Origin of the sequence: Streptomyces tropicalis (assembly GCF_029269835.1) — a bacterium.
Classification (GTDB): domain Bacteria; phylum Actinomycetota; class Actinomycetes; order Streptomycetales; family Streptomycetaceae; genus Streptomyces; species Streptomyces tropicalis.
The window spans coordinates 765,451-777,690 of the sequence record NZ_JARJBB010000001.1 but is presented as its reverse complement, the minus strand read 5'-3'; the positions used below and the strand labels follow the sequence as shown (position 1 = coordinate 777,690).

Below are 12,240 nucleotides of genomic sequence, written 5' to 3'. Positions count from 1 at the left end.
GGATCCACGGGCCGGAGTCCTCTCACCCTTCCGGTGCAGACAAACAGGGCGTACATAGACAAACTCGCACAGTCTGGATGCGGTGTCCCCGCGAACCGCTCCCGGAGGTGTCCGTGCCGCGTCAGCTCCCCCCGAAGGCCCCCGGCCGTGGGTGGCTCCCGGGGTGCGCCGGGGCTGGAGCGTGGCGCCGACTGCGCAGCGCGGCGGCCGTGTTCACGGTCCTGTCCGCCGTCGCGGCGACGTCGATCCTGAGCGGGCCCTCGGTCGCCGAGCCGTTCTCGGCGGCCGCCTGCGCACTCCAGCGCAGCGACGCACACCACTCGGAGGGCGTCGACACCTGGAACGCCTCCTACACCCGGCCCACCCACCCGCTCGACGCCGTCCTGGTGTTCCTGTCCTTCCCGGACTCCACCCCGCACACCACGCCGGCCGAACTGACCGCCGACCACTTCCCCGCGACCAGCCGCTTCTACGCGCAGGCGTCGTACGGCCGGTTCACCCTGCGCCCGCACCCCGTGCCGCACTGGATCCGGATGCCGAAGCCGTCCACCGCGTACGCGATACACCGGGACTGGGACGCCCGGGACCGGGCCGCCTACCTGCGCGACGCGGTCGCGGCGGCCGACCCGCAGGTCGACTTCTCGCGCTTCGGCGTCGTCTACTTCGTGGCCGACCCGGACGCGCCCGGCGTCGACTCCGACGCCACGAAGGTCGTCAACCTGGACACCCCGCTGCACGCCGACGGCACCGACATCGACCGGGTGGTGACGGTCTTCGAGCGGCACCCGCCGGACCGGCTGGTGCTCGCCCACGAGACCGGCCACGTGTTCGACCTGCCCGACCTGTACCACCGGCCCGCGGACGGCAAGGGCGACTGGGACACCTACGTCGGCGACTGGGACCTGATGGGCAGCCAGTTCGCGCTGTCCCCGGACTTCTTCGCCTGGCACAAGTGGCGGCTCGGCTGGCTGGACCCCCGCCAGGTGGCGTGCGTACGGGGGACCGGGACGACCCGGCTGACGCTGGAGCCGGTGGAGGAGGGCCCGGCGGACGCGGGGCGCGCTCCGGTCGCCACGGCCGGGGCGCCGGCGTTCGGGACCGGCGACGGGACGAAGCTGGCGGTGGTGCGGACCGGCAGCGACAGCGCCCTGGCCTTCGAGGCGCGGACCTCGCTGGGCGTCGACTCCGAGGGGTGCCGCCAGGGCGTGCTGGTGTACCGGGTGCGCAGCGGCGCGGAGTCCGGCGGCGGCCCCGTCGAAGTGGTCGACGCCCACCCGCACTCCTCGGCCTGCTGGGAGACCTCGGTCTATCCGCCGCTCGCGGACGCCCCGGTCGCCGAGGGGGAGACCTTCACCGTGCCGGGTGACGGGGTCCGCGTCGAGGTGGAGTCCCGCACGCCCTCCGGCGCCTACACGGTCGAGATCACGCCCGGATGAGCCGCGAACGGCGAGGGCGCATACGAAGATGGCGAGACCGCTCGCGTGTACCGCGAAATGGTCTCGCCATCGTCACCGTGCGCCGCCAGGGACTCGAACCCCGGACCCGCTGATTAAGAGTCAGCTGCTCTAACCAACTGAGCTAGCGGCGCCTGCTGACGTCGTAGACCTTAGCATCCTGATCGGCGCGAGGAAAAATCGAAATCCGTACGGCCGACCGGGCCGCCCGCACGGCCGCCCACAGCAGGATCTCGGGGCCCGGCAGCCAGGGGCTGCGGGTGTCCGGGGCGACGAGCCAGCGCGATGCCGGGGGTGCGGGAGAGGGGTCCGCGGCGCGGGTCCCGGCACGCGGGGCGGGGACGGTCACGGCGTCGCCGGTGCCGTGGCACAGCAGCGGCGGGACCGGCCCCGTACGGCTCTCCGCCCGGTCCCGGGACCCCCACTCCTCCCAGTGCAGCAGCGACGGCAGCCGCTGGGCGGTGCCCGGCGCGGCGAACAGCAGCATCCGCCCCCGGTGGACGGCCACCGGCCCGGACCCCGGGCCTTCGCTCCACAGCCGGTCCAGCATCCGGCGGCCGAAGATCGCCGGGACGTTGACCACGTCGAAGACGGTGCCGCAGGGCAGGACCACCGGGGCGTCCGGCCGCTCCTGCCAGAAGGAGAGTGTGCTGCGGGGATACGTTCCTGCCGAGGCGAGCCAGGCGGCGCCCTCCGCGGTGACGCCCGAGGGACCACAGCGGCGGTCGTCGAAGTGGTCGAGGAGCGGTTCGTTCCCTGTAGGGCTCATGGCGCCTACGTCTACCGGCTGTGACCGCACACACCCGCAAGGTTGCCGGAAATCGGGACAGGTGGGGCGGTCGGGGGGTATCGTCCGCACCCGGCATATGCCAGACGGCGGGTCGCCCGGTTCAGACGGCGTCGGCCGGACCGGCCTGCCCGCCCTCGCCGCCGCGCAGCAGACCCCGCCCGAACTCGACCATCTTCCTGGCGTAGTCCTCGGTCCACTCCGCCCGGTCGGCGATGTCCGCCGCGGTGAGCCGGTCGAACCGCCGCGGGTCGGCGAGCTGGGCCGCCGCCATCGCCTGGAACTCCATGGCGCGGTCGGCCGCCGCCCGGAACGCCAGGGTCAGCTCCGTCGCCCGCGCGAGCAGCTCCGCGGGGTCGTCGACGGACTCCAGGTCGAAGAAGTGCTCCGGGTCCGCGGCCGCCTCGGCGGGCTCGAAGAGCAGGGGCGCGGGGCGTAGCCGCGGTTCGTTGCGACGCGGCGTGGGCTCCGCCATGTCTTCTCCTCTGCGTACGTCGGAAGGCACCGTCGTGGGGGACGTGCCACCGTCCATTGTCGCGCGGCGGCGCAAGGGGGCAGTGGGCCCCGGCCCGCTCCGGGGGCGCCGCCCCTCGCTCCGCTCACGGAGCCCAGGACACCCGGTGCTCCCGGAGGTGGGCCAGCACCGCGTGGTTCGCCTCCCAGCCGTCCGGGAACTTCACGGTCACCCCGAGCTGCACCGGCTCCGTCGACGGATGGTCGTCCAGGAGGTCGCCCACCCCCGCCCGGCACACCACGATGCACGCGTGCCGGTGCCGGGACGCGAGCACGCACAGCCGGCCGGTCTCCAGGTGGAAGGCGGTGGCGTCGGGGCGCCCGGAGAGGGGGTGCAGCACCACCGTGACGTCGAACTCCCGGCCCTGGAGCCGGTTCGCGGTGTCCACCGTGACGTCCCGCACACCCCGCTCGGCCAGCGCCGCGCGCACCGCCGCCGCCTGGTCGCGGTGCGCGGTGCCCACCGCGATGCGGTCGGCGGTCAGCGGGACCGGGTCCGGCGACCGCTCCGAGGTGGCCGCGCCGCCCCGCTCCAGCAGCCGCCCCACGACCGCGGCCACCGCCCGCACCGCCTCCGGATCCGTGCGCGGGGTGTGCCGCGCGGGCAGCTCCAGCAGGCCCCAGCCGGACACGGCCGCCTCGTCGACGACCCGGTCCGGGCCGGAGCCGTCCGACGGCACCGCGAAGACGAGCCGGCGGTCGCCGTGGTCCGTGCCGCTGCGGAAGCGCGTGTACGGGTAGAACGCGTCCGACACCAGCGGCGCCGCGGACGCCGGCAGCCGCCAGGACACCGGCAGCCGGTGCTGCGGCAGCTGGGGATTGTGCGCGAGCAGCGTCGTCACGGCGGACGCCGACGGGTCGTACGACAGGCCCGCCCACTGCTCGCCGCCGACGATGGAGAACGGGTCCAACTGCCCGGGGTCGCCCACGAACAGCGCCCGTTCGAACAGGCCCGCCACGGCGAGCAGCGCGTCCGAGCGCATCTGGTAGGCCTCGTCCACGATGGCGTGCCGCCACGGCTCGTCGGTCTTCACGTGTGCCCACTTCGCGGCCGTCGACAGCACCACGCCGAGGCCGGCCAGATCGCCTGCCTTGGCCGAGGTACGCACCTGCGGCAGCTCGTCCAGCGCCTTGTCGTAGGCGTCCGTGTCACTGCTGTGCAGGCGGCCCACCGGCAGCTCGGGGTTCTTCTCCGCCAGGCGCAGGACCAGGTCGTCGACCTGGGCGTTGGTCTGCGCGACCACCATCAGCGGGCGTCCCGCCTCGGCCAGTTCCAGCGCCGCGCGGACCACGAGCGTGGACTTGCCGGCGCCGGGCGGGGAGTCCACGACCACACCGCGATGGGTGCCGTGCAGCGTGTCGTGGAGGATCGCCTCGGTGGCGCGGGCGGCCGCCGCGCCGGGATCGGGCACGGTCTCCCGGGCGTGCGCGGTCACAGGACGTCCTCCTCGGTCACCGGGTCGGCGGGCTCGGGCGCGTCCGACCCGCCCGGCGGGCCGCCGTGGGTCCACGGCGTCCGCTCGGCATCGGGCAGCTTCGCCCCGCCGCGCTGCTCGTGCTCGAAGAGCGTGAAGCAGACCCGGTCGCCCTTCTCCGGCACCGACCCGGCCTCGGGCTCCCTGCCCCGGCCCATCTTGTCCATGATCCGCAGGACGACCAGCGCACCCTCCCCGTCCCCGGCGCCCTCGTCCGGCGCGTACCCGGCGAACTCGGCCGACTGGGGGCGGCCGTCCAGCGAGCGGTGCACCCGGGCCCGCTCGCCCAGGTGCGGCCGGTCGTCGGTGCGCACCGTGACCAGGGGCCGCGGGGAGGGACGCCGGCCCTCGGTGTAGGCCAGGACGACGTCCGTGACCTCGCCCGCGAACGCCTCGCCCGCCAGCCGCCGCCCCGCCATCACCAGCGGGTCGTCCAGCGCCTCCTGGGCGTCCAGCCGGGCCTGCTCCCGCTCCCGGGCGGCGAGCTTGTTCGCCGCGGTGACCGCGTCGTCGCGGCGCGGCTGGGGCGGCTCCCCGGCGAGCACGCGGTCCCGGTGCCCGGTGAACGACCAGCGGTCGCGCGTCCAGCGCTCCTCGACGTGGGCGCCCTCGGGCAGGGTGCGCAGCAGGTCGATGCCGTGCCACACCGCGTCCCAGGTGGGCCGGGTACGGCTCTCGACGAGCGCACGGATCTCCCGCTCGGCCGCGGTGAGGGCGCCGAGCCGGTCGTCCGCCTCCAGCCCGTCCTCGGCCGCGGCCAGCGCGGTGCGGGCCCGGTCGTAGCGCTCTACGGCCGGGGCGAGCAGCCGGTTGTCGAAGGCCGGGTCGGTGGCCGGGCCGGCGGGCGGGCACAGCAACTGGCCGTCCGCGTCCCGGGCGAGCTCCGCGCGCAGCGCGGCCTCGGCGCCCGGCACGCCCTCCGGCGGGTCGATCCACGCCAGCAGTGCGCCCAGGTGCTGGTCCTCCAGTCCGGACTGGCCGGTCGTCCAGTGCCGGGCCAGCAGCTCGCTCAGGGCCGTCAGCAACGAGGAGCCCGGTACCCGCGCCCGCTCGCCGAAGTGGGTCAGCCACCGGCCGAGCAGCGGCACCCGGGGCGGGGCCGGATGCGGCGCCTCCGGGTCCTGCTCGGCGGTGCGCCGGAAGCGCATGGACCGCCCGAGCAGGCGCACGAGGTCGATGCCCGCGCGGCTCGGCACGATCAACTGGGGTGCTTCCGCGCACAGTTCCACCTCGACCTTGACCCGCTTGCCGGTCTCCGGGTCGGTCTCGGTGCGTTCGGCCGCCTCGACGCTCTCCGCGTACCCGTCGATGTACGGCAGCACCACGTCGGCCAGTTCGGCGAGGAAGGCGAATCTCAGGTCGCGGTCGCGCGGCTGCGGCACGGCCAGCAGCCGCGGCGCCGCGCGGTCGGTGCCGACCAGCGCGCCGAGCGGGGCGCCCGTCTCGCCGGCGGTGGTGAGCGGCACGAGGACCAGCGGGCGGTCGGACAGACGGCGGTGCCGGACGGTCGCGGCGGGCTGGGCGTGCCCGGCCCGCACCGCCTCCAGCCGGCCGAGGGTGGTGATCAGCGACAAGGGGACACCTCCCGGCCGGCGCGGGCCGGGTCCCGCGGGCCGTCCGCGCCCGGCGCGGCGGCGAGGGCGAGCGCCTCCGTGCGCAGGGCGGCCGCCCTGCGCAGCGCCGCGACCGCCGGGTCGCCGGGGTCGCCCGCCTCGCCGTGGGCCGCGGCGAGCACGTCGTCGACCGTCGACAGGCCGCCCAGCTCGGCGCGGACCGAGCGGCCCAGAGCGGTCACCGCGCCGGCCGCGCGGGACCGCGCGCGGCAGTGGAAGGCCAGCTCGCAGGCGGCCAGGCACTCGGGCGCGTAGGACGCGGGAACCGTCTCGACGGCGGCCGTCAGCTGCGCGGCGGGCAGCCCGGGGGAGAAGCACACCCCGCCGGGCAGCGCGTCCGCGATGTCCTCGATACGGGTCAGACGGGTCAGCTGACGGGCCGTCACCGCCCGCTGCTTGCGCACGTCGACGGCCGAGGCCGTGGGCAGGTTGGAGAAGTCCTTCGGGCACACGAGCAGGACCCGCTGCCGCACCGGCGGCGCCGGGTCCAGCCGGGCGGCGACCTCCTCCAGCGCCAGCACGTACACCGCCGCCTGCCGTGCGGCGGCGCCCACCTTGCCCGGGTCCGCGGAGCCGTCCAGCATCGGGAAGGACTTGATCTCCACGACCGTCCAGCCGCCGTCCGGGTGCACCACCACCGCGTCCGGCTCCAGGAAGGCCGGGGAGCCCGCCACGTCCAGGGCGAGCAGCGGGTGGTCGAGCAGCGTCCACGCGCCCGTGCCGCCGGGCGCCCCGGTGGCCTCGCGCAGCGCCAGCGCGGTGCGTGCGACCCGGCCCTCGGGGCCGGCGGCCGTCAGGTCGGGGACCTCGGCCCGGCCCGGCGGCTCGGCGCCCGGGTCCAGCGTGCGGTGCACCAGCCGCAGCAGCTCCGCGCCGCCGTCGGCCTTGACCCGGGCCTCGAAGGCATTGCCCCGCATGAAGGCGAATTGCGACTGGCCGAAGCCGGAGGGCACGCCCAGCGCGTCCGCCAGCGCCGCCTTGTCCACGCCTGCGCCGTCCAGGATCGCGCGCCGTCTGCAGCCCGGGTTCGCGGCGAGCGCCGCGAGGGCGCGGGCGTCCAGCGCCTTGGCCTGGACCCCGGGACCGCGCAGGTCAGCGAGCCGCTGCCGGAGCGCCGTCCCCCGCGTCCGCGGGGGAGGCACCCGGCTCGGCTCCGGATCCGGACCGGGCCTCGCGCTGCCGTGGAATTCGCTCACCCGTGGAAGTCTGGCATCCGTCACTGACAACGGGGGACCCCGCGCCGGAACCGGCGGGTGCCGCGGTCCCCGTCCCACCGGTGAGTAGGGCCCGGATCCGGTCCGCGACGCGCGTCACGTACGGCTCCAGCAGCAGTCCCGCGCCCATCACGGCCACGCCGGCGAGGGCGTCCAGGAGGTAGTGGTTGGCGGTGCCCATCACCACGAACGCCGTGAGCAGCGGGTAGGCGACGCCCGCCGCCCTCGCCGTGCGGGTGCCGCCCCGGCGCCAGAGCATCACCCCGCACCACAGGGCCCATCCCACGTGCAGGCTGGGCATGGCCGCGTACTGGTTCGTCATGCCGCCCAGGCCCCGCGGGGCGCTGGCGTCGCCGCCCCACCAGCCGTACTGGCTGTACTGGGCCATGGTGTCCACGAAGCCGTGGCCGGCCGAGAGCAGGCGGGGCGGGCAGGTCGGCACCAGGGTGAAGCCGATCAGGCCGATGAAGGTCGACGTCATCAGCCAGGTGCGGGCCGCGCGGTAGTGCGCGCTGCGGCTCCGGAAGAGCCAGACCAGGATCCCGGGCGTGACGAGGTAGTGCAGCGAGGCGTACCAGAAGTCGGCCGGTATGCCGAGCCAGGGCTCGCGGGTGAACAGCCGGTTGAGCGGGTGCTCGAGATTGAGGTGGAGCAACTGCTCGGCGTGCAGCAGCGCCAGGCCGTGGCCGACGGCTGCGGAGACGTCGCCGCGGACGAGGAGGCGGCCCGCCGAGTAGCAGGCGTACACCAGGAGGATCAGCGGCAGCTCGGACCACCAGCGCAGCCGGGTCCGCGGGGCCGCCGTGATGCCCGGTGTCTCGGTCTGCGGCATCCGATGCCCCTCCCCCTGCTCCTCGTCTCCGCCCGCCCGGTGCCCGGACGGCCGTGTCACTTTACGGTGTACGCGCCGCCCGTCGCGGGGCGCCCCCGGCCCTCGAAGACGCCGCCGCCGCCCCCCGGGTTGCCCGCGGCCGGGGTGGGCGATGATGGGAAGGACCCCTTCCTCCTTCTTCTCCCGGGAAAGGCATCTCATGGCACCGCGGATCCTGCTGGCCCGGCACGGACAGACGCAGTGGTCGCTGTCCGGCAAGCACACCGGCAGGACCGACATCCCCCTCCTGGAGGAGGGCCGGTGCGGCGCCGGGCTGCTCGGCGAGCGGCTGCACCGGGCGCCGCTCGACGGCTTGGACGGGGTGGAGGTGCGCACCAGCCCGCTGTCCCGCGCGCGGGAGACCTGCGAGCTCGCCGGGTTCGGCGACCGCGCCGCGCACTGGGACACGCTCATGGAGTGGGACTACGGCGCCTACGAGGGCCTGACCCCGGCGGACATCCAGGCCGAGCGGCCCGGCTGGCTGATCTGGCGGGACGGCGTCCCCGGCGGCGAGAGCCTGGACGAGGTGACCGCCCGCGCCGACGAGGTGGTGTCCTGGGCGCGTGCCGCGGACCGCGACGTCCTGGTCTTCGCGCACGGCCACATCCTCCGCTCGATCGGCGCCCGCTGGCTGGGCCTCCCCCTGGACTTCGCCGCGCGGATACGCCTCAACCCGACCTCCCTGTCGGTCCTCGGCTGGGCCTACGGCGAACCGGCACTGGAGAGCTGGAACGACGTGGGACATCTGGCGGGGCACCTCTGAGGGCCGTCCCGTGATCCCCGGCGGGCGCACGGCGACAGCCACGGCATCCCGCCGCGTCGTCGAGCCGCCCGGACGCGCCCCGTACGAGGACGACCCTCCGCCGTGCGCCGCACCGCATCCGACGCCGCGCGCCGATCCACCGGGGATCGCCGGGCAGCGCTCAGGGCCGGTCGCCGGCCTCCCGCCGCCCGCTCGGGGGACGGGTGCTGCGAGGCGGTTGGGTGCTCGGCCCCGCAGGGCCGACCGGGTACGGCGGCACGGCCCCTGGGACGGCCGGGTGGCGACCCCCGCTCACACCGTCCGCGGTGTGCTCGCGTGGCGTTCCAGGAACGAGGACACGCCGCTTGCCCGGCGGTGCGGCAGCAGGACCCGGGCGGTGCCCGCGAGCATCGTCTGGATGCGGGACGACTGGACCTGGTCGAGCAGGTCCAGCACCCGCATCCCGGCCGTCGCCGCCTCGTCGGGGTGTCCCCCGCGTGCGAGGTCGTCCGCCAACTCGGCCGTGTACAGCGCGGTGTTCCGCAGGAAGTGCGGATCCTGCAGCTGCGCCGCCCGGTGCGCGTGCCGGGCCGCCCGGGGCCAGTCGCCCAGCGTCGACCAGCACTGCGCCTCCAGCCCCTCCAGCTCGGCCTCGCCGTAGAAGCTCATCCACTCGGGATCGGCGTCCGAGGGGCCGCGGGCGAAGAGCGCCTGCGCGCGCGTGAGTGCCTGTTCGCACCCGGTGCGGTCGGCGAGCCCCGCCCAGCCGCCCGCCTCGCGCAGCGCCAGCAGCGACATCAGGCGCGCGGAGCCCAGCGGGCGGCCGACCCGCTGCGCCGCCTGCGCCGCCCGGACCGCCTCCCGGGGCCGCCCGGCGTCGCGCGCGAGGAACGCCGTGTTGCAGAACGCGTGCGCCTCCAGGGCCGCGTCGCCGGTCGTCCGGGCGGTCGCGAGGGCCTCCGCGTAGTGCGAGCGGGCGTCGTCGAAGCGGCCCGAGTCGTGGGCCAGCCAGCCCACGGAGAGGGCCAGTTCGCCGGCGCCGGAGTGCAGCCGGTCGACGGTGGTCTGCCGGGTGGCTCCGGCGTCGAGCAGCGCGTAGGCGATGCGCAGCGGCTCGGCCGCCCGGCGGTAGAGGCCGTCGGCTCCGTGCCGGTCGTCCAGCAGCCGGATCCGGCGGACGGCCTCCTCCAGGGCGCCGGCCTCGGCCGAGCCGACCCGGCGGCCGGGGCGTTCCGCGGCCGAGGCGTCCAGGGTGAGGCCCAGCGGGCCCAGCGAGGCGGCGGCCACCGTGGCGCTCCCTCGGGTCATGAATGCGCGACGCAGCACGTCGCTCTCCTCGTGTTCTTCGTGCGGGTGGTACGGGTCCTGCGTGTCATACGGGTGGTGCGTCCCGCGCGTTTCATGCGGGATGCCGCCGGGGCTCGTGATGCACGAGGGGGGCGCGTCGTCCTCCCGGGCGCGCGCTCCCCGGCCGCGGACGGAGGAGCGGGGGGCGAATCCCAGGTCGGCCAGCGTGCGGCCCGGGAACATGTGCAGGAACACCCGCTCGTACGCGTAGTTGGGACACCGGATCTCACCCGCCTCCACCCTCCCGATGTAGCGGGCGTCACAGCTGACCCGCTCGCCGATCTCGCGGGCCGCCCGGCGCACCGAGGCGGCGAACTCCGCCGGCGAGCGCTGTCCGCGCAGCCGCCGGAAGGCGAGATTCGGCCGGAGCGGCCGGGGGGACTGGGACGAGGTCACCGCTGACGACGCCATGGCCGGGCCCTCTCTGCGAACCGTCGAACCGTGCCGGAAAGGGGGTGACTTGTCCAGATGGCACCCTGTTTCCGGCGAGCAAGAACGTACCCGGTGCGTCAGGCCCGCCATGCGGTGTTTGGCTACAAACCGGATATCTCATCCACGATCTGCCATGAACTGCCATCCTTTGCGGCGGACTTCCGCCGTAGCCGTTGACGGACCACGTGCGTTGTACTCCGTGGACCGGGAGCCGGGCGGCTCCCGACCCGTCCGCTTCACGAGGAGGGTTCCGTGGTGGAGGCCCGGATGGAGACCAGGCAGAGCACCGGCCCCGGTGCGGCGCCTGAGGGGGAGAGGCGGGGGCCCGCCCCGCACCGCGGCCGGGGCCCCGGCGCGCAGGACACCTGCGACCTGGTCACGGTGCCGGCCCGGCAGGGCCTGGAGGCGGTCGACATCCTCCGCCGCGGGGCGGGCGACGCGGTCGGCCCCGTCCTGCACGACGACGGCGGCGACACGCTCGGCTTCGTGGTGCCGGCCGGGACCGCGGCGGGCTGGGACCTGCCCGGGAGCACCTGCACCCGGACCGACGGGCGGGGCCTGCGGCTGGTGCCGGAGCCGCCGGTGGACGGCGCGGACTGGCTGCTGCCGCCCGACGGCGCCGGCCTCGCGACGGACCCGGCGGAGCTGCGGCGGGCGCTGGGCGAGGCGGCCCGGCTGATCGAGGCCGCGGACAACTGCTGCTGACCCCGGCCGCCGCGTCCGTGCCGGTGCCCGCCGCTCCGGCCGTGGGCGGCCGGGCGGGAGGCCGATCGCCGTCGCCGTCCGGGCATCCGATAATGGTCCGATGGGAAGGTCCAAGGGATCCCGCCGGGAGCGGGAGGCCGTCGAGTCGGTGGTCGAGCAGGTCGACGGCGGGCTCGCCGAGCTCGTGCCCGACCGGGACCGGCCGCGGGCCCGGACCCTGCTGATCGACGGGGCGCCGCAGTCGCACGTCGACCTCGACGACCCGGCCCACCTCGCCTTCGAGTACCAGCGGCGGCTCGGGCACGTCGCCGACCTCGCCGCGCCCGCCGGGAAGCCGGTGCACGCGGTGCACCTCGGCGGCGGTGCCCTCACTCTCGCCCGGTACGTCGCCGCCACCCGGCCCCGCTCCACCCAGCAGGTCGTCGAGCGGGACGCGGCACTCGTGCGGCTGGTGCGCCGGGAGCTGCCGCTGGACCCCGGCGCCCGGATCCGGGTGCGCGCGGCGGACGCCCGGGAGGGGCTCGCCAAGGTGCCCGACGCCTGGGCGGACCTCGTCGTCGCGGACGTGTTCAGCGGGGCCCGCACACCCGCCCACCTCACCTCGACGGAGTTCCTCGACGAGGTGCGCAGGGCCCTGCGGCCGGGCGGTGTCTACGCCGCCAACCTCGCCGACGGCCCGCCCCTCGCCCATCTGCGGGGCCAAATAGCCACCGCCGCGGCACGGTTCGCGCACCTCGCGCTGGTCGCCGATCCGGCGGTGCTGCGCGGCAAGCGGTTCGGCAACGCGGTGCTCGTCGCCTCCGACCTCCCGCTGCCGGTCGCCGAGCTGACCCGGCGGGCCGCCTCGGACCCGCACCCCGGCCGCGTCGAACACGGCCGCTCCCTCACCGACTTCACCGGCGGTGCCGCCCCGGTCGTGGACGCCGCCGCGGTCGCCTCACCGGCACCCCCCGCCTCCGTCTTCCGCTGACCGCGGTGCGGCCACCGGACAGCGGGCTTCCGGCGGTCCGGCGGCCGGGGTCCCACGGCCGGTTCCGCGCGCACGCGCCCCGACGGGGGAGCGGCTCGCCCCTCGACGGCCGCGCCA

General features: G+C 76.0%; 11 protein-coding genes and 1 tRNA gene. 4 read left to right on the top strand and 8 right to left on the bottom strand.

Going from position 1 to position 12,240, the window contains the following annotated elements:
* Nucleotides 1-113: 113 nt before the first annotated feature.
* Nucleotides 114-1,436, top strand: a complete 1,323-nt coding sequence (locus P3H78_RS03375; protein WP_276107200.1) for a M6 family metalloprotease domain-containing protein — start codon at nucleotides 114-116, stop codon at nucleotides 1,434-1,436.
* 78 nt (nucleotides 1,437-1,514) lie between these two features.
* Here the strand turns inward: P3H78_RS03375 and P3H78_RS03370 are convergent.
* From P3H78_RS03370 to P3H78_RS03340, 7 genes are all read right to left on the bottom strand, one after another.
* Nucleotides 1,515-1,588: transfer RNA gene (locus P3H78_RS03370), tRNA-Lys, on the bottom strand.
* Nucleotides 1,579-2,223 (bottom strand): bifunctional DNA primase/polymerase, encoded by a 645-nt coding sequence (locus tag P3H78_RS03365; protein ID WP_276107199.1) that lies wholly within the window; start codon nucleotides 2,221-2,223, stop codon nucleotides 1,579-1,581. Before P3H78_RS03365 ends, P3H78_RS03370 begins: the two co-directional genes overlap by 10 nt.
* A 121-nt stretch (nucleotides 2,224-2,344) precedes the next feature.
* Nucleotides 2,345-2,716, bottom strand: coding sequence for a DUF8844 domain-containing protein (locus P3H78_RS03360; protein WP_276107198.1), 372 nt, complete (start codon nucleotides 2,714-2,716; stop codon nucleotides 2,345-2,347).
* Between the two features lie 124 nt (nucleotides 2,717-2,840).
* The gene (locus tag P3H78_RS03355) at nucleotides 2,841-4,190 is read right to left on the bottom strand and encodes an AAA domain-containing protein (RefSeq protein ID WP_276107197.1); all 1,350 of its coding nucleotides are present in this window, start codon (nucleotides 4,188-4,190) and stop codon (nucleotides 2,841-2,843) included.
* Nucleotides 4,187-5,803, bottom strand: coding sequence for a hypothetical protein (locus tag P3H78_RS03350; protein ID WP_276107196.1), 1,617 nt, complete (start codon nucleotides 5,801-5,803; stop codon nucleotides 4,187-4,189). The genes P3H78_RS03355 and P3H78_RS03350 overlap by 4 nt, the downstream gene beginning before the upstream one ends.
* Entirely contained in the window at nucleotides 5,794-6,984 is a 1,191-nt protein-coding gene (locus tag P3H78_RS03345; protein ID WP_276107339.1) for a hypothetical protein, read from the bottom strand. The genes P3H78_RS03350 and P3H78_RS03345 overlap by 10 nt, the downstream gene beginning before the upstream one ends.
* Complete coding sequence (locus tag P3H78_RS03340; protein ID WP_276107195.1) at nucleotides 6,935-7,888, bottom strand: phosphatase PAP2 family protein; 954 nt, start codon at nucleotides 7,886-7,888, stop codon at nucleotides 6,935-6,937. The genes P3H78_RS03345 and P3H78_RS03340 overlap by 50 nt, the downstream gene beginning before the upstream one ends.
* Before the next feature lie 199 nt (nucleotides 7,889-8,087).
* On the opposite strand from P3H78_RS03340, the gene P3H78_RS03335 reads away from it, so the two are divergent.
* A complete protein-coding gene (locus P3H78_RS03335) occupies nucleotides 8,088-8,690 on the top strand; it encodes a histidine phosphatase family protein (protein WP_276107194.1) in 603 nt (200 codons plus the stop codon).
* A 291-nt stretch (nucleotides 8,691-8,981) separates the two neighbouring features.
* On the opposite strand, the gene P3H78_RS03330 is transcribed toward P3H78_RS03335, so the two are convergent.
* Nucleotides 8,982-10,427, bottom strand: coding sequence for an NsdA family TPR-like regulatory protein (locus tag P3H78_RS03330; RefSeq protein WP_276107193.1), 1,446 nt, complete (start codon nucleotides 10,425-10,427; stop codon nucleotides 8,982-8,984).
* Between the two features lie 288 nt (nucleotides 10,428-10,715).
* On the opposite strand from P3H78_RS03330, the gene P3H78_RS03325 reads away from it, so the two are divergent.
* Both P3H78_RS03325 and P3H78_RS03320 read left to right on the top strand, forming a co-directional pair.
* Entirely contained in the window at nucleotides 10,716-11,153 is a 438-nt protein-coding gene (locus tag P3H78_RS03325; protein WP_438827901.1) for a hypothetical protein, read from the top strand.
* 100 nt (nucleotides 11,154-11,253) lie between these two features.
* Entirely contained in the window at nucleotides 11,254-12,123 is an 870-nt protein-coding gene (locus tag P3H78_RS03320; RefSeq protein ID WP_276107192.1) for a spermidine synthase, read from the top strand.
* Nucleotides 12,124-12,240 lie beyond the last annotated feature (117 nt).